The organism is Cloacibacterium caeni, assembly GCF_907163125.1.
GTDB lineage: Bacteria > Bacteroidota > Bacteroidia > Flavobacteriales > Weeksellaceae > Cloacibacterium > Cloacibacterium caeni_B.
The window spans coordinates 1,724,136-1,743,510 of sequence record NZ_OU015319.1; the positions used below are offsets into that span (position 1 = coordinate 1,724,136).

15 protein-coding genes and 1 pseudogene are annotated in these 19,375 nt (G+C 33.1%); 7 read left to right on the plus strand and 9 right to left on the minus strand.

Translation table 11 applies throughout. The annotated features are described in order from the left end of the window. Positions 1–72 precede the first annotated feature (72 nt). The 6 genes and pseudogenes from KKQ79_RS07835 to glgP form a co-directional block, all read right to left on the minus strand. Positions 73–2,202: a S9 family peptidase gene (locus KKQ79_RS07835; RefSeq protein ID WP_213189654.1), complete on the minus strand. Its 2,130-nt coding sequence runs from the start codon at positions 2,200–2,202 to the stop codon at positions 73–75. Positions 2,203–2,232: 30 nt separating this feature from the next. After that, positions 2,233–3,273 (minus strand): glucokinase, encoded by a 1,041-nt coding sequence (locus KKQ79_RS07840; RefSeq protein WP_213189655.1) that lies wholly within the window; start codon positions 3,271–3,273, stop codon positions 2,233–2,235. 108 nt (positions 3,274–3,381) lie between these two features. Further along, a complete protein-coding gene (locus KKQ79_RS07845) occupies positions 3,382–4,038 on the minus strand; it encodes a copper homeostasis protein CutC (RefSeq protein WP_213189656.1) in 657 nt (218 codons plus the stop codon). A gap of 1 nt (position 4,039) precedes the next feature. After that, entirely contained in the window at positions 4,040–4,417 is a 378-nt protein-coding gene (locus tag KKQ79_RS07850; protein ID WP_213189657.1) for a GxxExxY protein, read from the minus strand. A 1,060-nt stretch (positions 4,418–5,477) separates the two neighbouring features. Continuing rightward, positions 5,478–6,457 (minus strand): annotated as a pseudogene (locus KKQ79_RS07855) (isoaspartyl peptidase/L-asparaginase family protein). Positions 6,458–6,651: 194 nt separating this feature from the next. Then, on the minus strand, positions 6,652–8,310 hold the full coding sequence (glgP, locus tag KKQ79_RS07860) for an alpha-glucan family phosphorylase (RefSeq protein WP_213189658.1): 1,659 nt from the start codon (positions 8,308–8,310) through the stop codon (positions 6,652–6,654). Positions 8,311–8,530: 220 nt separating this feature from the next. On the opposite strand from glgP, the gene KKQ79_RS07865 reads away from it, so the two are divergent. The 6 genes from KKQ79_RS07865 to KKQ79_RS07890 all read left to right on the plus strand — a co-directional run bounded on the left by KKQ79_RS07865 (position 8,531) and on the right by KKQ79_RS07890 (position 14,512). Further along, entirely contained in the window at positions 8,531–9,097 is a 567-nt protein-coding gene (locus tag KKQ79_RS07865) for a cysteine dioxygenase (protein ID WP_213189659.1), read from the plus strand. 427 nt (positions 9,098–9,524) lie between these two features. Next, positions 9,525–10,874 carry a tRNA (N(6)-L-threonylcarbamoyladenosine(37)-C(2))-methylthiotransferase MtaB gene (gene mtaB, locus KKQ79_RS07870; RefSeq protein WP_213189660.1) on the plus strand — a complete coding sequence of 450 codons (1,350 nt, stop codon included), beginning with the start codon at positions 9,525–9,527 and terminating at the stop codon, positions 10,872–10,874. Between the two features lie 514 nt (positions 10,875–11,388). Then, positions 11,389–11,661, plus strand: a complete 273-nt coding sequence (locus KKQ79_RS07875) for a hypothetical protein (protein ID WP_213189661.1) — start codon at positions 11,389–11,391, stop codon at positions 11,659–11,661. 45 nt (positions 11,662–11,706) lie between these two features. Further along, the gene (locus tag KKQ79_RS07880; protein ID WP_213189662.1) at positions 11,707–12,483 is read left to right on the plus strand and encodes a hypothetical protein; all 777 of its coding nucleotides are present in this window, start codon (positions 11,707–11,709) and stop codon (positions 12,481–12,483) included. Between the two features lie 52 nt (positions 12,484–12,535). Further along, on the plus strand, positions 12,536–13,267 hold the full coding sequence (locus KKQ79_RS07885) for a hypothetical protein (protein ID WP_213189663.1): 732 nt from the start codon (positions 12,536–12,538) through the stop codon (positions 13,265–13,267). Positions 13,268–13,438: 171 nt separating this feature from the next. Continuing rightward, complete coding sequence (locus KKQ79_RS07890; protein WP_213189664.1) at positions 13,439–14,512, plus strand: serine hydrolase domain-containing protein; 1,074 nt, start codon at positions 13,439–13,441, stop codon at positions 14,510–14,512. 364 nt (positions 14,513–14,876) lie between these two features. Here KKQ79_RS07890 and KKQ79_RS07895 read toward each other — a convergent pair whose 3' ends face one another. From KKQ79_RS07895 to KKQ79_RS07905, 3 genes are all read right to left on the minus strand, one after another. Further along, positions 14,877–15,521 carry a DUF1684 domain-containing protein gene (locus tag KKQ79_RS07895; protein WP_213189665.1) on the minus strand — a complete coding sequence of 215 codons (645 nt, stop codon included), beginning with the start codon at positions 15,519–15,521 and terminating at the stop codon, positions 14,877–14,879. Next, positions 15,522–15,911, minus strand: a complete 390-nt coding sequence (locus tag KKQ79_RS07900) for a hypothetical protein (RefSeq protein WP_069797112.1) — start codon at positions 15,909–15,911, stop codon at positions 15,522–15,524. It abuts the gene before it with no gap. A 71-nt stretch (positions 15,912–15,982) separates the two neighbouring features. Further along, entirely contained in the window at positions 15,983–17,404 is a 1,422-nt protein-coding gene (locus tag KKQ79_RS07905; protein WP_213189666.1) for an L-serine ammonia-lyase, read from the minus strand. A 158-nt stretch (positions 17,405–17,562) separates the two neighbouring features. Here KKQ79_RS07905 and KKQ79_RS07910 point away from each other — a divergent pair, with 158 nt between their 5' ends. Further along, positions 17,563–19,233 (plus strand): ABC1 kinase family protein, encoded by a 1,671-nt coding sequence (locus KKQ79_RS07910; RefSeq protein WP_213189667.1) that lies wholly within the window; start codon positions 17,563–17,565, stop codon positions 19,231–19,233. The last annotated feature ends 142 nt before the right edge of the window (positions 19,234–19,375 follow it).

Below are 19,375 nucleotides of genomic sequence, written 5' to 3' on the forward strand. Positions count from 1 at the left end.
TTGGCTAAATCTAATGGAATTTTCATAAAAAAAGCGGACTAAAGTCCGCTTAATATTGAGTTTCTGACTATTTTACAAATTCTCTAAAATAAAATCAGTCATTTTTTTATACAATTGAGGTCTTGTGTTTCCGCCATAAATTCCGTGATTTTTATCTGGATACGCCATAAATTCAAACTGCTTATTGTTTTGAATTAACGCTTCAGAAAATTCCATAGAATTTTGGAAATGTACGTTGTCATCAGCTGTTCCGTGAATGAGAAGGAATTTGCCTTTTAGTAATTTCGCAAAAGTTGTAGGCGAATTCTGGTCGTAACCTTCAGGATTTTCTTGTGGTGTTTGCAAGAATCTTTCGGTGTAAATGCTGTCATAATATCTCCAATTGGTAACTGGTGCTACCGCAATTCCTGCTTTGAAAACATCTGCACCTTTTGTCATGGCTAAGCTTGCCATATAACCACCATAACTCCACCCAAAAATACCAATTCTAGACTTGTCAATATAAGATTGATTTCCTAACCATTTTGCAGCAGCAATTTGGTCTTCTATTTCGTATTTTCCTAGATTTTTATAGGTTACTTTTTTGTATTTTGTTCCTCTATAACCTGTTCCGCGACCGTCTACACAAACTACGATATATCCTTTTTGAACCAAATGATTGAACCAAAGTCCGTTTCCACCGTCCCAAGAATTAGAAACTTGCTGAGAACCCGGTCCTGAATATTGGAACATGAAAAGTGGATATTTTTTATTTGGGTCAAAATCCTTTGGTTTCATGATGTAAGCATTCATTTGGTCTCCTGCTTCATTCGGAATCATCATAAATTCTTTGGTAACCAAATTATCCGCATTTAATTTGCTTAAAAGTGCATCATTATTCTGCAATTCTTTCACAAATTTCCCGTTTCCATCTTTTAAAGTATAGGTAAATGGTTTTTTAGCAGTAGAATTGGTCTCAATAAAATATTGGAAATTTTTAGAAAAATCTGCTCTGTTATTTCCTTCCGCTTGAGAAAGTAATACAGATTTCCCTGATGAAATATTAAATTTAGAAACTACTTTATTGATGCTTCCTTTCTCGGTTGTTTGTAAGAAAACTTCTTTCGTTTTTGGGTTAAAACCATAATAATCAGTGATTTCCCAGTTTCCTTTGGTTACTTGCTTGTTCAGTTTTCCTTTTGCATCATACCAATACAGATGTCTGAAACCACTTCTCTCTGAAGCCCATAAAAATGAATTGTCCTCTAAAAATTCTAACGTAAGATTATCGGTATCAATCCAAGCTGGGTCTGTTTCGGTTAATAATTTAGAAACGGTTCCAGAAGCAGTATTAATTTTTAAAATTTCTACTTTATTCTGATGTCTGTTGGAAGTGGCAATCGCTACCTCATCATTTTTAGCAGTACTGAAAACTTGAGGAATGTAATAGTTCTCGAAACCTGCCAAATCTAAATGGACGGTTTTACCAGAATTTACCTGATATAAATGCGCAGAAACTTCTGAATTTTTTTCTCCCGCTTTTGGATATTTAAAACGGTAATCTGTAGGATAAAGCGATTTATTATACATCTGCATGTTCATCTCTGGAACTTGCGATTCATCAAATCTTACAAAAATGATGGCATCACTTCCTTTGTTCCACTGATAGAAATCTGCATGCCCGAATTCTTCTTCATACACCCAATCTCCCAATCCATTAATCACTGAATTTTTCTTACCATCATTGGTAATTTGGGTGATTTTTCCTGATTCTAAATCTTGATAAAATAAATTATTGTCTGAAATAAAAGCCACCAATTTTCCATTAGGTGAAAATTTAGGCTCTTGAACGAAATTTCCGTTGTTCAGACTGATTATTTTTCCTGAAGTAAGGTCTTTAACATCAAATTTCCCTAAAAATGAATGTCTATAAATAGGCTCAGATTCTTTTTGCAAAAGAATTTTTGATTCATCATCAGAAAAAATATAACTCTCAAAACTTCCGTCTACAATATTGCCCACTTTTTCAGTGGTTTTGTAAGAATATTTTGCAATACCGCCTCTTTCGATTACGGCATAGTTCTCTCCATTTTTAAGAGAAGCGATTCCTGCAATGTTTTTGCCGCGGTAGTAACCCGAATAGATTTTTTCTAGAGTAATTTCTTGAGCAAAGCCAAAATGCATCATTCCCAAGAAACCTAATGTTAAAAACAATTTCTTCATTCCTTAATTTTTAAATTTTTCTAAATGTTATTATTCAGAAAAAGCTCCATAATATGCTGCTCCATATAATGCTGTTTTGCTATTTAGGTTTAAATAAATAGGAATTCCAGCTAAAAGCGGTTCCATTTCGTCACATTTTAAGAAGCTTTCTTCTATTTTATCTTTGTTGATAAAGTTATAAATTCTTGGCGGAATTCCACCTGCTAAAATTAATCCACCTGTTGCTTTATAATTCAGCACCATATTATTGGCTCTTCTCGCCATAAAATCTACCAGCATTTCCATTGCCAAAACGCAAGTGGTACATAATCCAGACATTGCAGTTTCACTGATTACGGCAGATTTATCTTTAGCTTCTGCTAATTTTTGGGTAAGCCAAGCTTGTTCTTCGTAGCCTTTTACATCTCTCAAAAATTCGTAGATTTTGTAAATAGCTGGTCCAGAAACCAATCTTTCCCAAACGATGATTTCGCCATAGGTTTTTTGTAAAAATTTCACCAATTCAAATTCTACATCTGTTCTCGGCGCAAATTCACTGTGACCACCTTCAGAAGGCATTGGTCTTAAATGTTTTCCGTCCCAGAAAAGACAAGCTTCGCCTAAACCTGTTCCTGGAGCCAAAATAGCAATATGACCACCAATAGAAGGATTTCCGTTTCTCATGGTAATGATAAACTCGTCATCTACTTCTGTCATTCCAAAAGCCGTAGCTTCTAAATCATTAATGAGATAGACTTTATCTATTTGTAGGTCTCTACTGAGTTCTGTTACATCTATTTTAAATTTTATATTGGTAGTGTGGCAAATTCCGTTTACTACAGGACCTGCAGCTCCAATAGAAATTCTGTCTGGCTTCTCGAAATTATTTTTTTTGATAAAATCTAGAATAATTTCTGTCAAAGAATTATGATGATTGGTGGTATACGTTTCTTCTAACTGAAGAACCATTTTGCCATTTTGCGAAACAAATTGTGCAATATTGGTTTTGGTTCCACCTACATCTGCTGCTAGAATTGAAAGGTTATTGTTTGCTGGATTTTCGATTTGTGGTAAATAAAGCGGAAATTTCATAGTGTGAAAATTTTAAATATTGTGTTGTTTAATTTTAATAAAATTGCTTTGAAAAAAATTCCCCTAAAAGTACGGATTTTCAGCAATTTAAACCTCATAGAAAACGCCCTAAAAACATGATTTTAGTCTTGTTATTTCGTGGAAATCCGCAACCTCTCCTTCTAGAATTGCAGACGAATGAAAGCTCTTGGCATGAGTGAAATTTTTAATCTCAACAAGGTTAGAAGAACGTAAACCACCTCCGCATAAAATGTCTATTCTTCCCGCTGAAATTCCCACTAATTTTTGGAGCATTTCTTTGCCTTCTTCTACATTAGATTTTCCACCAGACGTCAAAACGGTAGAAAAACCACAATTGATAAGCTTTTCCAGTGATTTTTCTAGATTTTTAGTTCTATCAAAAGCACGATGAAAAGTACATGGTTTTCCTTTTGCAAATTGGACAAGTTCCTTGCATTGCTCTTCGTTTACCTCATCATTTTGGTCTAAAATTCCAAAAACAAAACCATCTGCTCCAGCGTTATAAAAATTTTGCAATTGGTGTTTCATCAAACTGAAGCCTTCGTCTGAATAGAAAAAATCTCCACCTCTCGGACGAATCATCACGTAAATAGGTACATCTATTTCCTTTTTTAAATTTTTGAAATCTTCTAAATCAGGAGTGGTTCCGCCCAAATGAAAATCTGCACAAAACTCTATTCTATCTGCTCCAGCTTTTGCTGCGATAACAGCAGATTCTTTATTAAAACAAGCTATTTCTAACATTTTACAATTTGTTTACGATTCTGTGAATTCCATCTTTTAATAACTGAGTTTTAAAATTGATTAATAATCCCAATTTTAAACCTGTAAATTTCAAATAAGTATTGGTTTGCGCAAAATGAATAGGATTTAATTCTAATACTGATTTCACTTCTACAATCACTTTTTCTTCAACTAAAATATCAATTCTATAAGCATTGTCTATTTCAATTTCTTTATAATTAAGAGCAAGTGCGTATTGTTGCTTTACCTTTAAACCTAATTTTTGAAGTTCATACACAAGTGCAGTTTCATAAGCACTTTCTAATAGTCCAACTCCGAGGTTTTTGTGCACTTCTAATGCTGCGCCAATTATTTTATAGGAAATTTCATTTTCTGTCATAGGTGTTATTAGTTTTTATTTTTTAAACGCAAAGTCTTACGAAATTTATTTAAATATTAAGTGAGCAAAATTCTTATCAACGAGTTGATTTTATTAAGTTCCTGCATAAATTCTCATCTTAAATATAAAAAATATTTTCAAGCTCTTTCAATTCGCTTGCGAATAAAACTTTGCTTGCTTAAAAAGTTTTAGACATTAAAAAAACCTTTGCGTTTAAAAATTAAATAAACTTAAATGTAAGGTTTTACGAAATTATTTAAATATTAAGTGAGCAAAATTCTTATCAACGAGTTGATTTTATTAAGTTCCTGAATAGATTCTCATCTTAAATATAAAAAATATTTTCAAGCTCTTTCAATTCGCTTGCGAATAAAACTTTGCTTGCTTAAAAAGTTTTAGACATTAAAAAAACCTTTGCGTTTAAAAATTAAATAAACTTTAAACGCAAAGTCTTACGAAAATTATTTAAATATTAAGTGAGCAAAGTTCTTATCAACGAGTTGATTTTATTAAGCTCTTGTTTAATTTCTCATCTTAAATATAAAAAAAAATATTTTCAAGCTCTTTCAATTCGCTTGCGAATAAAACTTTGCTTGCTTAAAAAGTTTTAGATCTTAAAAAAACCTTTGCGTTTAAAAATTAAATAAACTTTAAATGTAAGGTTTTACGAAATTTATTTAAATGTTAAGTGAGCAAAGTTCTTATCAACGAGTTGATTTTATTAAGCTTCTGCAATAGATTCTCATCTTAAATATAAAAAATATTTTCAAGCTCTTTCAATTCGCTTGCGAATAAAACTTTGCTTGCTTAAAGAGTTTTAGATGTTAAAAAATCTTTGCGTTTAAAAAATTAAATAAACTTTAAATGTAATGTTTTACGAAATTTATTTAAATGTTAAGTGAACAAAGTTCTTATCAACGAGTTGATTTTATTAAGCTCTTGTTTAATTTCTCATCTTAAATATAAAAAATATTTTCAAGCTCTTTCAATTCGCTTGCGAATAAAACTTTGCTTACTTAAAAAGTTTTAGATATTAAAAAACCTTTGCGTTTAATCAATTTTAAATTAAGCTTTTGGCATCCATTAAGACATTGCTTTCTTGAGTGTGAACCGCGTAATTGAACCCTTTTTGCAAACAAAACGCACCTGTTTCACCAAATTTGTTGATGGCAATAAAACCAATCTGAGTATCTTTCACATTTCGGTTTTGATTCACGAAATTCTTATAAATTCTCTTCACTGCTTCTTCACACGCTTGTTGAGGAGATTTTCCTTGTCGCATTAACTCTACCACCAAATGTGAACCGCAAGTTCTAATCACTTCTTCACCATGACCAGTTGCAGTTGCAGCGCCCACTTCATTATCTACAAAAAGCCCCGCTCCAATTATGGGCGAATCCCCAACTCTACCATGCATTTTAAACGCCATTCCAGAAGTTGTGCACGCTCCAGAAAGATTTCCGTGTTCATCAAGTGCTATCATACCAATTGTGTCATGGTTTTCTATATTTACCACAGGTTTATATTCTGATGTTTTGAGCCAATCTTTCCATTCTTTTTCAGATTCTGGTGTGAGTAAATTCATTTTTTCAAAACCTTGAGAAACCGCAAATTGCAAGGCTCCATCGCCAACTAACATGACGTGAGGCGTTTTTTCCATCACGGCTCTGGCTACAGAAATTGGATTTTTGATATGTTCTAAAGATGCCACCGAACCAATATTCGCTTTTTCATCCATAATACACGCGTCTAGCGTAACTCTTCCGTCTCTGTCTGGTCTTCCTCCGTAACCTACGCTTCTTTCATTCGGGTCGTCTTCTACCAACCTTACTCCTTTTTCTACAGCATCCAGAGCTTTTCCTCCTTGAGAAAGAACTTTCCACGCTTCTTCATTGGCTTGAATACCAAATCTCCAAGTCGAAAGCACGACTGGTTTTCTGATTTTTTTTTCGGAAGAATTTCTTCAGCTTTTAAAGGATTCAAAGCCAAGATTGCAGATAAAATTCCTGCATTTTTCAAAAATTTTCTTCTGGTAGTCATTTATTTTAGGTTTTTATAAAGTGATCACACTAACTACAAATGAAAATACATACGCTGATAAGTCAGTTTATGAAAACTGAATTTATAGTTACAAGATAAATTATTTTTTCTAATACTAAATGATTATAGTATTAATAAAATCTGGGGCGCTTCCTTTGGAAGCGCCCCAGACGTAAAAAATATTAATATATGGATTAATTATTATACATAATTTTGTAATATTCATCAGCCATTCTATCAGAATTGAACTGCTCTTTTACATCATCCATTGCATTTTTCACTACTTGTCTCCATTCATCTGGTCTTTCGTAGTACATTGGTAAAATTTGGTTTTCTAAGATGTCATACAATTGGTTCATATCATAATTGTCTACATCGAAAACGCTCATATTTGCATAATCTGCTTTTGGAACCACAAAAGAGTTCACACCATTTTTTGCAAATTCTGGAATCCAACCATCATCTGTAGAAAGGTTTACAGAAGCGTTCATAGAAGCCGTCATACCAGAAGTACCAGAAGCTTCTCTAAGAACTCTTGGGTTGATTAACCAAACATCAGAACCTTGTTTTAGAGATTTACTTAATGACAATTCATACCCTGTAAGAACCGCCATGTTTTTATGATTTTTACTTTCTTCAACCAAGTTGTTAAAAGTAGAAATCGCTGCAAAATCTACTGGATAAGGTTTTCCTGCAAAGATAATTTGCACTGGATATTTTTTGTTTTCCAATAATTTTCTGAATCTTTCTTTATCTTGAAGCAATAAATCTGCTCTTTTGTATCCTGCAAATCTTCTTGCCCAAACCATTGTAAATACGTGCGGATTAAACAATTTACCACATTGGTCTGCTACAATTCTGAAAGTTCTCTTTTTAAGATATTTTTTTCTGAAATCGAATTCTTCGTCTTCTCTTTCTTCTCTAGCGTTATAGAGTGGTTTATCTGCCCAATATTTGAAATCTTGTGCATTGGTAATGGCTTTAATTTCGCAGATACCTGGATATTTACCCCACATTTCGTTAGAAACTACACCGTGTAACTGAGAAACTCCATTCGCAATTCTTGCCATTCTCAAAGCACACAATGAGTGGTTAAATTGGTCGTTATCTTGTCCTTCAATTTTCTTTACTTCTTCTAAGCTTAAGCCAGAGAAATAAGACATTTGGTGACAAGTGTGTACATTGTGTTTTTCGTTTCCTGCTTCTTCTGGAGTGTGCGTAGTGAAAACCAATCTTTCTTTTACTTTTTCTAAATCTCCACCGAATTTTTTCAACAAATAGAATGCTGCTGGTAAACCGTGCGGTTCGTTTAAGTGATATACTTCTCTTTCTAGGTTTAATTCGTCTAAAAGTTTAGCTCCTCCTTTTCCTAGAAGGATGTATTGAGCCAATTTTGTAGATTCATTCGCATCGTATAATCTGTGGCAGATGGTTTTAGAAACGTGGTCATTTTCTGGCACATCTGTAGAAAGTAAAAAGATAGGTGCAGTTTTAAACGTTTCTGGGTTCAGGTACATTACTTTTACCCAAACTGGTGCATCGTGAATGTCAATTTGGAATTTAATTCCTGTATCTTCCAAGAAGCTGTACATTTTCTTAGTCCAAACTGGATTAAGCGTTTGATCGTGATTTCTAGCTTGGTCATAATAACCAAATTTCCACAAAATACCGATTCCGACAGTGTCTTGCTTCAGATTATAAACACTTCTCATGTGAGAACCAGCCAAAAATCCTAAACCTCCACTGTATATTTTCAATGCTTGATCAATGGCAAATTCCATCGAAAAATACGCAACTTTCTTGCTGTAATTCGGGTTGATGCTATAAGGCATCTGATAATTTTTAAAATCCATTTTTATCGTTTCTTTAAAATCAGGTGCAAAGATATTATTTTTTTAGAAAACTGAAGCGGAATGTATGTTAAGAATAGAAAATTTGATAAAAATCATAAATTCTTTTATAAAATCAGCAATCTTGCATGATGTAAATCATCTCAAAATCGGTGTCATAAAACACAGTTTTTAATAATTTTACCAACTGAAAATCATGCAAGTAAAAATTATGGAAAGAACAATGAATAAACCCCTAGCCCAAACTTTAGAAGACTTACAAAATGTCTCGGCAGACTTTAATACCGTTGTAGAAAACCTATTCGAATTCAGTTTCGAAGAATACAACCAAGTTTTCAAAATCAACGAACTAGATGTTCCTGCCAAAACGTATAAAAGATTCCCTGTTTTTAACAATGAAAATGCTGTAGCAATTCTCATGTTATGGGGCGCTGAAAATAAAACAGCGATTCATGACCACAAAAACTACGAGGGAAAAATAAAAGTCCTAAAAGGTGAATTAACCGAAGTGTATTACAAAGAAACCAAAGATTTTATAGAATATGAAGGCGCTGGTGTAGCAATAGAAGGTATTTCTTTCGCCGAAGAAATGGGCGGAATTCACAGTATCGTGAACAATAAACCTACGCTATCTGTAAGTTTACATATTTACAAAACCAACCAACTGAACCTAAGTGGAGTTAGAATTTTCGACTTAGAACATAAGAAATGGGCGGTTCTTAATGACAAAGCACCATCTTGCACTTGGAATTTACCAGAAGAAGCTTTTGAAAAAATTTATCAACTATAAACACAAAACCATATAAACTCAAACTTATCTTTCCAAAAATCCACAAGTTCTAGAATTTGTGGATTTTTTATGTTTTAAAGCCTCGTTACATCGAAAAATTTGCCCCAAAAACCACTTTTGTTCGAATCATGTTCGAATCAAGCTCGAATCAGCTTCGGAAAACGGGTACTTTTTCCGAACAAAACCCGAACTTGACTCGACTTTAATTGCCACTAAACTCGGAAATTTATAGTTTTTAGATTTTGTATGAAAAAACATTTCCAAGAAATTTTTCTTTTCCCCACCCTAAAGGTTGGAAAAATATCTTGAAAATTTTATCAAAATTACACCTTTTAGGGACGGGGAAATTAATTTTGATAAAATTTCTTCTCAAGCTCTGTTCAGTTCATTCTAAATATTTTTTCCGTAAATTTGCACCCAATTTATTATGGAAAATTTCACTACAAAAACCGCTGCTTTTCACACGCTAGGCTGTAAACTGAACTTTGCGGAAACCTCTACTATCGCCAGACAATTGACTGGTGCGGGTTACCAAAAAGTAAGTTTTGACGATGCTGCGAATGTTTATATCATCAATACTTGTTCTGTAACCGATAATGCAGACAAGGAATGTAAACTTCACGTAAAACGCGCGATGAAAGCCAATCCAGATGGTTTGGTGGTGATTGTAGGTTGCTATGCCCAACTAAAACCCGAAGAAATTTCTGCCATTGAAGGCGTAGATTTGGTTTTGGGCGCCAAAGAAAAATTCAATATTCTAAGTTACCTCGAAGATTTAGAAAAGACAGAACATCACGCCGAAGTTCACTCTTGCGAAATAGAAGAAGCAGATTTTTTCATCGGAAGTTATTCTATTGGCGACAGAACCAGAGCTTTTTTGAAGGTTCAAGACGGTTGCGATTATAAATGTACCTATTGCACGATTCCTTTAGCTAGAGGAATTTCTAGAAGTGACACCGTAGAAAACGTAGTGAAAAATGCCAAAGAAATTGCCGAAAAAGACATCAAAGAAATTGTTTTGACAGGTGTAAATATTGGCGATTACGGAAAAGGCGAATTTGGCAATAAAAAACACGAACATACTTTCTTAGATTTGGTGAAAGAACTCAATAAAGTAGAGGGAATTGAAAGAATTAGAATTTCTTCTATCGAACCGAATTTATTGAAAGACGAAACCATAGATTTGGTAGCTGAAAGCAAGAGTTTTGTACCGCATTTTCATATTCCGTTGCAAAGTGGAAGCGATGATTTGCTCAAAAAAATGAAGCGAAGATACCTCTCCAAATTGTACAGCGACAGAGTTTCTAAAATTAGAGAAGTAATGCCCGATGCTGCGATTGGTGTAGATGTAATTGTAGGATTTCCGGGAGAAACCGAAGAGAAATTTTTAGAAACTTATAATTTCATTAACGAATTACCAATCAGTTATTTACACGTTTTTACGTATTCTGAAAGAGAAAATACCGAAGCCGTAGAAATGGAAGGTGTTGTACCGATTGCTGAACGTAAAAAACGCAACAAAATGCTCCGAATTCTTTCTGAGAAAAAGAAAATGGCATTTTACCAAACACAACTAGGGAAAACCTTGCCTGTACTTTGGGAACACGAAGAAAAAGACGGAAAAATGTTTGGCTTCACCGAAAATTATGTACGCGTTCAGAAACCTTTTGACGCAAGTTCTATCAACCAAATAGAAATGGTAAAACTGGATAAAATTCAACCAGACGGAACCGTTTCTATCTCTCCTATTTTCGAGGAGTTTTTAGCGAAGGTTTAGGAGCAAGACGCTTTTGTATCTTTAGACTTTCAGTCTTGCTTAAATAGGTGACTTCGACTCCGCTCAGTCACCTATTTAAAAGATTTCCACTGCAAACCTTACACAGTGATTCAACAAAATAAATCTAGGTTAGATTTTAATTTTATGTTTTCTTAATTACTTTTCAAAACTTTCTAACATAGACTTTGTCATTGACTGCGTCTAATCTTCGATTTCCGTAAGAAACCTAACGAAGTGGTTCGACAAAGTCAGTCTAAATTTAACGCAACTATATGTAGAGATTCTTTCAGAATGACAAACGCTGTGGTAAATGATAAAATAATGTTCTTAGTTTGGTTCCCCTCTTTTAGAGGGGTGTCAAAATCTATGATTTTGACGGGGTGTTTAGAAAAATTTAGATGATTTTTAGCATTTTATGTTTTTCCGTAATGTAGTATGGATTTTATTTTTTAATTTAGTACAAATTTAATTTTTTTGAAAACATATATAAATTTTTAATAATAAAACTAATACTATGACAAAAACTTATTTAATTGGCTATGATTTAAACAAGTCAGGCCAAGATTATTCTACATTAATTGAAAAAATAAAAGAATTAGGAGATTGGTGGCATTGTTTAGACAGTGCTTTCATAATTAAATCCACCTCTACATCAATATCAATTAGAGACTATCTAACAAATTTTATTGATGTAAATGATGAATTATTAGTTGTTGGATTGAACGGAGAAGCTGCATGGCATGGATTTAATTCTGAATGCTCAAATTGGTTGAAAAATAATCTTTAATTTTTTGAAACCTATATTTTTCATTAAATAATAAATGTAAAATTTATGGAAATACTTTTTTTTTTAGTTTATGCTATTTTTTGTATCACTATAGCATACAATATAGGAATAGAAAAAAAGATTGGTTTTAGTTACTCTTTTTTATTATCATTCTTCTTAACTCCTATTCTGGGTTTTTTTATTTCATTTTACTCAAATAAAATTCCAAATAATGACAAAATAAATAGAATATATAAAATTGTAGGTAGTCTATTATTTTATCCATCTTTAATATTATCAATATTTACTTTATTTTTCTTTTATAGAGAATTTAAACAAATTGATGAAAATCCTAACAAGATTATTAATGATTCAATTTCAATAAGTAGTAAATATCATCCGAATGAGATAAATAAAATAATTTATTCCAAAGGAATATTAATGGCTGAGCTAAAATCTGGAAATTTTGAACTTATTGATGATACTCTTATATATAAGTCTTACATCTCAATTCCCCAAAAAACCGTATATGAAAATAGTATTAGAGAATTGTTTTTAACTATCACTAAATTAGAACTTGAAATCAATTCAAAAATTAAAAATGGAGAAAAACCAACAAAAAAAATCAATAAACATAATGAGTTATTAAAAAAATACAATCAAAATGTTAAAGAGCTTAATTTAATTAATGAAAAAATTAAGAACGATTACATAACTTATAAAATAGAAAATCCTTCTTGGTGGTATTTTAAAAGTAATCAAAGAATGGTATATATATTTTTAGTTTTAATCATTTTGACTTTAATTGGAAAGTTTTTACTATTTGTAAGTAAAATAAAGTAATAATGAAAACAAAATGCTTTTTTAATGTTTTTTTCGCTATTAAAACTTATCTATGAAAAATCCATTTGAATTAATAAGAGAAATTGAATATAATAATTTAGAAACTTCAAGAAAGAATTTCCAAACAAACATTTCAAATATTGAGAGTTTCATCATATGGATTGTTAGTTTTGCAATAACTGGAATTGGATTAATGATCTCAAATTTAGAAAAACTAAAATTAGCAATTTCATATGAAAATGTTAAATGTGTATTAGTTTTTTTTGTTTGCACGTTAATTTTTGGCATTTTTAATCGTTATTCTATTTTCCGTTTTTTAATACTTTCCCAAAGAATTGAAAACTACGTAAAACTATCATTATCTAATTCAGATTTCCCAGAAATTAATCCTAACAAACTTCCTAATGATATAAATTTTTCAGAACTTATTGATAAATTTAAATTAGACTATGATTTAGATTATTCTAATCATTTTGAAGTATACGAAAAGCTTAACTCGACTGAAAAAATAAAAGCTATTAATGACTTAAAAGCTAGATATTATGAAGTTGGTGAGTTTTTACACAAAACCTATAACGAAGGTTTAGAAAATGTAAGAAATATTTACAAAGAAGCATATGGTATAAGCGAGAGTAAAAGCAGAAAAATATTTTATATGAAACAATCTAAAATTTCTAAAAATTTTAACTTGTGGAAATGTTTTGTTGATTTATCATTTATTTTTTCTTGTCTTTCCTTCATAATAGCAATTTTAATTTTAGTTATAGGAACATTTTATAATTAGAAAACAACTTTTCCGAATTCTCTGACTTCGGAGTATTAATTTTTTTCTATGTAAAGATTCCTACGGAAATCGAAGATTCGACGGAGTCAATGACAAACTATGTGTAAAAAATTATATTTCTAAAAATTTAACCTTCCCGCCAAATCTCCATCAAAGAGCTAAAACCAGTTGATGAAAACTTTGAGAATTTTACCGTTTTTAGTGTTACTCCCGTTTTTTGGTTGCAGCAGTAGTGAAGATGAACCTACGCCAACTCCCACAGAAACGATGTATTTCCCTAATAATACAGACAGCAATTGGGAAACCAAATCTATTGCCAGTCTCGGTTGGAACCAAAGTGCAGTGCAACCGCTTAAAGATTTCTTGGCAGAAAAACATTCTAAATCTTTTATGATTCTCGTAAACGGTAGAATTGTGATGGAAGAATATTTCAACGGACACAATGCTACTGCAACTTGGCAATGGAACAGCGCAGGAAAAACGCTGGTTTCTACCACCACAGGAATTGCTCAACAAGAAGGTTTACTGAACATCAACAATAAAGTTTCTCAATATTTAGGAAACGGCTGGACAAGCGAACCTCTGGAAAAAGAAAACCTCATCACGCCGAGACATTTACTCACCATGACTTCTGGTCTTAATGACGAGAGCAACCTCGTGATAAAACCCAATCTTACATATTTAGCAGATGCAGGAAGCAGATGGTCTTACAGCAATGTTTTTCAGCTTTTGATAAATGTGATTGGTAAAGCGAGCAATCAAGATTTTGAAACGTATTTTAACGCCAAACTGAAAAATAAAATCGGGATGGATGGTTTCTGGAATTTCGGGGCTATTTTCACCATTTATCATAGCAATACCAGAAGTATGGCGAGATTTGGACTGCTTTTCCTGAACAAAGGAAAATGGAAAAACGAACAAATCATCAATGAAACTTATCTGAACGAAGCCATTTCTACTTCTCAAAATATCAATCCTTCTTACGGTTATCTTTGGTGGCTCAATGGAAAATCTAAATACATGGTTCCGGGCTCGCAAACGGTTTATCCCACTGCTTTAGTTCCTAATGCTCCTGCAGATATGTATGCAGCGATGGGCGCCGAAGATCAAAGAATTTATGTAATTCCGAGTAAAAATATGGTGGTCATCAGAATGGGCGATGCTTCGGATCCGCAGAATCCTAATTTTGCATTGTCTGGTTTTGATGCTGCACTTTGGGATAAAATTAATGCGGTGGTTAGATAGATTTTTTCACGCAATGTCGCAAAGGTTTTTCGCAATGAGCGCAAAGATTTTTAACAAATTTTTCATGCTTTAAGCGAGCAAAGTTGACGAATAAATTCGTTTTTAAGCTTTCGCTTTTTCAATTCGCTTGCGAATTTTAGCTTTGCTTTCTTAAATATTAGTTTTTATTATTCAGAATCTTTGCGTTTTAAAAACATTAAGCATTAACGATTTTTGCAAAATTACTTTACTCAAAATATTTGATAAAAAAATTCAAAATTTGCTTTCTTTGAATAGAGGAAAATAAATTTTGAATTTTTAGTTTATGCAATTTTTTGAGATGCTCACATCTCATGTCTTGTATCTAGTATCTCACATCTAGAATCTAATGCTCAAACCAAATATTTTGGTATTTCACGCCTGCTTCGATAGGTAATTGCAACCAGTTATGCTGAGGAACAATTGGGCAACTGTAATCCGTAGCGTTATAAGCACATAACGGATGATACGCTTTATTGAAATCAATAATCAATTCATCATTTTGAGGAATTCTTAAATCCAAATATCTTCCACCACCATACGTATCTTTTCCGTTGGTTTCATCTTTGAAAGGCAAAAATAAATAATCCTGATATTCTGGGTCATCTAACAAGGCTAAACTTTGATAAACCGTCAAAACCTGTTCTGCTCCATTCAGCGTGAAATATGCTTTCCCGAATTCTCTGTATTTTTTGGTTCTTCCAGACGAAGTAGGAATTTCAAAAGGAACCGCGTTTTCGGTTTTTACCAATTTCGCTTTTACACGATAAGTTAAATCAATAGGAAAAAACGGATGAGACTTGAATTTCTTGAAATTAGAACCACGCAAAGGTGTTTCTTCTTCTGTTTTGTATTCTTTATTAAGTTCTTTTTGAAAGGTTTCGATTTCTAGAATTTCGACAGGAAATTGTTTTTTATCGGTTTTATTTTTAAGACCTTGACCAAAGGCAAAACTTGAAACTAAGAGTAAAAGTAGGTAAATCTTCTTCATTTAAATTAATTTTATAGTATAAACATCGCTTTCATTTCTATCAATATCAGTCACCAAAAAACCTCCTTCTTGCGGAATTTCTTCTACGAAATCAAAGAGTTTGCAATCTTTAGGCAATCCAGAAAAAATAAGGGTAAACCAATATTCTTTCACAGGCGGAACTTCCGTCCAGTAAGGAAACATCGAGATATTTTCCCAGAATAAAAGTTGGCTTCGGTGCCCCGTAAATTTATCCACCAAGAACGTGGTGCGCCAAATTCTTACGAGATTTCCAATCAAATAATTATTCTGAAAACCACAATGCACGATAACTTGCTTCTCTTCCTCGAATTTCGTGTCGAGTTGTGAGAGCAATTCGGGAGCAATATTGGGTTTGATAATGGTAGCCATTGATAAAAATTCAACGGCACAAGTTAAGAATTTTTAGAAAATAAATGGAGGTTATCTTCCTCAAAATTTCATTAACATTCTGCCACGTTCACGGCAACTGCTAAACCACCTTCAGAAGTTTCCTTGTACTTAGAATTCATGTCTAGTGCAGTTTCCCACATGGATTTAATGACATCATCCAGAGAAACTCTGGCTTTAGAAGGATCGCTTTCTAGCGCGATATGACAAGCGGTAATCGCTTTCATAGCACCCATAGAATTTCTCTCAATACACGGAATCTGCACCAATCCACCAATTGGGTCGCAAGTGAGACCAAGGTGATGTTCCATCGCAATTTCTGCTGCCATCATTACTTGAGCTGGAGTTCCGCCCGAAATTTCTGTCAAACCAGCTGCCGCCATCGCCGAAGAAACACCGATTTCTGCTTGGCAACCTCCCATCGCTGCAGAAATGGTTGCATTTTTCTTGAAAAGCGTACCGATTTCTCCCGCTACTAAAATAAATCTGATGATATCTTCTTCTGAGTTAAATTCTGTAAAGGTTTGAGAATACATGAGCACCGCAGGAATTACACCACTCGCTCCATTCGTAGGTGCCGTGATAATTCTACCAAAACTGGCATTTTCTTCGTTTACAGCCAATGCAAAACATGAAATCCAACGGGTAATTTGATTGAAATCTTTAGGAGAATTTTTTACCGCAGCAAACCATTCGTTTATATTTTTGTAAATAACGTCTTCGCCTAATAATTTTCGATTGAAATCAGCAGCTCTTCTCGTTACATTAAGTCCACCCGGTAAAACACCTTCTTTATTAACGCCTTTGTAAATGCATTCTTTAATTTGTTGCCAAATGTAAAGTGCTTCACTTCTCGTTTCTTCTTTGGTTCTCCAAGCTTCTTCATTGATGTATACCAAATCAGAAAGTCTCTGTACTCCTAATTTTTCACAATATTTAGAAATATCTTCGCCTTTATGACAAGGATAAGGTGTTCTGATACAATGACTTTCTATAGAATTATCTTCTTGAGTCGCCACAAAACCGCCACCAACAGAATAGTAGTCATTTTCTAAAATTTCGCCGTTGTTAAAAACCGCTTTGAAAATCATTCCATTTGGGTGAAAATCTAAAGATTTTTGCATATTCAGCACCAAATGTTTTCCATAAATAAAAGGAATTTCTTTTTCAGCACCTAAAATCAATTTCCCAGAATTTTTGATTTCGGCTATTTTAGCATCTATTTTATCGGTATCTATTTTTTTAAAATTTTCTCCGCTTAAACCCAGCATTCCGGCAATATCTGTTCCGTGACCAATTCCTGTTTTGGCAAGCGAGCCAAAAAACTCTACATACACTTCTGCCACCTCTGAAATCTGATGATTTCTTCTGATTTCACACAGAAACATTTCCGCTGCATTCCAAGGTCCCATCGTATGAGACGAAGATGGCCCAATTCCTACTTTTATGATTTCAAAAACCGAAATACTCTCCATATTGATTATTGATAAATGATTTTTACAAAGATAAAATTATTAGGCAAACCATAAAAAATTATTCATCCTTAAAATTTTGAAAATACCCCTTCAAATTTTGTAACAGATAAGCCACTTATTCTCAATTAATTTGCTCTTGAAAAAACAACTCATTTCCTATGAAAATTATTCCCGAAAATCTAAAAAAATACCAGAAATTTATTTCTTTGGTACTCAAATATAGAAACAGCGATATTTTATCGGCTGCTTCAGACAAAGCACTTGATGAATTGGCAGAAGATCAGGAACTTTCTGAAGAGTCTAATCGCTACACTTCGCCAGAAGAATTGGTAGAAGACCTCAAAAATATGGGGCCGACTTATGTAAAAATCGGGCAAACTCTTTCTACAAGACCAGATTTATTGCCAGAACCTTATTTATTGGCATTGGCTTCTCTACAAGATGATGTAGAGGAAATTCCGTATTCAGAAATCCAAAAAATAGTGGAAGAGGAATTAGATACAAAAATTTCCAAAGCTTTTTTGAGTTTTGAAACCCAACCTTTGGCTTCAGCAAGTATTGGACAGGTTCACAAAGCGGTTTTGCGCTCTGGAAAAGAAGTAGCGGTGAAAATTCAAAGACCGGGAATTCGTAAAAATTTCATCGAAGATTTAGACACCTTGAAAGAATTATCAGACCTTGCTGTAAAACATTCTAAAACCGCCAAAAAATACGGAATAGACGATGTTCTAGACGAGATGAGACATATTCTCATTCACGAACTAGATTACAACAGAGAAGCTCAAAATCTGATTGCTCTGGGCAAAAATCTAGAAAAATTTGAGCATATTGTGATTCCTCAACCTGTTTTAGACTACTCTACTTCTAAAATTTTGACGATGGATTTCGTGGAAGGTCAAAAAATCACTTCTGTTCATGGAATTCAAAAAACGGAAATCGATTTTTCGGTGCTCATTGATGAATTGGTAAAAGCTTATCTTCAACAAATTATTTTTGATGGTTTTGCGCATGCAGATCCGCATCCTGGAAATGTACACCTGACCAAAGACCGAAAAATTGCCTTAATGGATTTAGGAATGGTGGCGAAATTCAGCCCGAATTTGCAGGAACAAATCTTGAAATTGCTCATCGCTATTAGCAAATACAATGGTGAAGAAGTTTCTAAAGTGCTTCTAGAAATCAGTCAAGATGATAAAAACGCAGATATTATTGGTTTCAAAAAAGAAATTAACCGAATTGTACTGGATTCTCAGAACAGAAATGCCGCAGAAATGCAAACGGGAAAAATGCTCATCAGAATGAATAAAATTGCCGCAGAAAAAGGAATCAGAATTGCGGTAGAACTGAATATTCTTGGAAAAATTTTATTGAATTTAGACCAAATTGTAGCGGTTCTCGCTCCTCAATATGATTTGGCTGAAAACATGAAGCAGATTTTGGAGAAAATGATGGTTAAAAAAATGGCTCACGAAGCCAAACCAGAAAATTTCTTTGCTCAATTGATAGAAACCAAAAAATTAGCCGAAAATCTTCCGGAAAGACTTAATAAAATCACCGAAAATTTGGCTCAGAACCAGTTTCAGCTCAAAATAGATGCGATAGATGAAGAACGATTTACCGATGCCTTCCAAAAAGTAGCCAATAGAATTTCCATCGCACTTATTATTGCTGCATTAATTATTGGCTCATCTCTATTGATGAGAGTTCCTAATTTTCAAATTTTTGGAATTTCTATAGCGATGTTTTTTTTCATCATTGCATCGGTTTTCGGATTATGGCTCGCTTATAAAATGGTTATGAAAGACGAAGATTTTAAAAGAAAAAAATAATCACCAAAAAAACAAGTCGCAAAATAAAAAGTTTTCCGCTGTCATAAAAAATGACTGCGGTTTTTTTTTTGTTATCAAATAATTAACAGGAATTTTAAGGATAAATCAAAAAATTTCAGTAAATTTGATAGAAGTTTAAATG

Excerpts from the sequence above, each read along its gene's own strand:
- KKQ79_RS07850 (WP_213189657.1), bottom strand. The coding sequence starts at position 4,417 with ATGACAGAAAATGAAATTTCCTATAAAATAATTGGCGCAGCATTAGAA.
- KKQ79_RS07900 (WP_069797112.1), bottom strand. The coding sequence starts at position 15,911 with ATGGCTACCATTATCAAACCCAATATTGCTCCCGAATTGCTCTCACAA.
- KKQ79_RS07880 (WP_213189662.1), top strand. The coding sequence starts at position 11,707 with ATGGAAATACTTTTTTTTTTAGTTTATGCTATTTTTTGTATCACTATA.
- KKQ79_RS07910 (WP_213189667.1), top strand. The coding sequence starts at position 17,563 with ATGAAAATTATTCCCGAAAATCTAAAAAAATACCAGAAATTTATTTCT.
- glgP (WP_213189658.1), bottom strand. The coding sequence starts at position 8,310 with ATGGATTTTAAAAATTATCAGATGCCTTATAGCATCAACCCGAATTAC.
- mtaB (WP_213189660.1), top strand. The coding sequence starts at position 9,525 with ATGGAAAATTTCACTACAAAAACCGCTGCTTTTCACACGCTAGGCTGT.
- KKQ79_RS07835 (WP_213189654.1), bottom strand. The coding sequence starts at position 2,202 with ATGAAGAAATTGTTTTTAACATTAGGTTTCTTGGGAATGATGCATTTT.
- KKQ79_RS07895 (WP_213189665.1), bottom strand. The coding sequence starts at position 15,521 with ATGAAGAAGATTTACCTACTTTTACTCTTAGTTTCAAGTTTTGCCTTT.
- KKQ79_RS07890 (WP_213189664.1), top strand. The coding sequence starts at position 13,439 with ATGAAAACTTTGAGAATTTTACCGTTTTTAGTGTTACTCCCGTTTTTT.
- KKQ79_RS07845 (WP_213189656.1), bottom strand. The coding sequence starts at position 4,038 with ATGTTAGAAATAGCTTGTTTTAATAAAGAATCTGCTGTTATCGCAGCA.
- KKQ79_RS07885 (WP_213189663.1), top strand. The coding sequence starts at position 12,536 with ATGAAAAATCCATTTGAATTAATAAGAGAAATTGAATATAATAATTTA.
- KKQ79_RS07905 (WP_213189666.1), bottom strand. The coding sequence starts at position 17,404 with ATGGAGAGTATTTCGGTTTTTGAAATCATAAAAGTAGGAATTGGGCCA.
- KKQ79_RS07840 (WP_213189655.1), bottom strand. The coding sequence starts at position 3,273 with ATGAAATTTCCGCTTTATTTACCACAAATCGAAAATCCAGCAAACAAT.
- KKQ79_RS07875 (WP_213189661.1), top strand. The coding sequence starts at position 11,389 with ATGACAAAAACTTATTTAATTGGCTATGATTTAAACAAGTCAGGCCAA.
- KKQ79_RS07865 (WP_213189659.1), top strand. The coding sequence starts at position 8,531 with ATGAATAAACCCCTAGCCCAAACTTTAGAAGACTTACAAAATGTCTCG.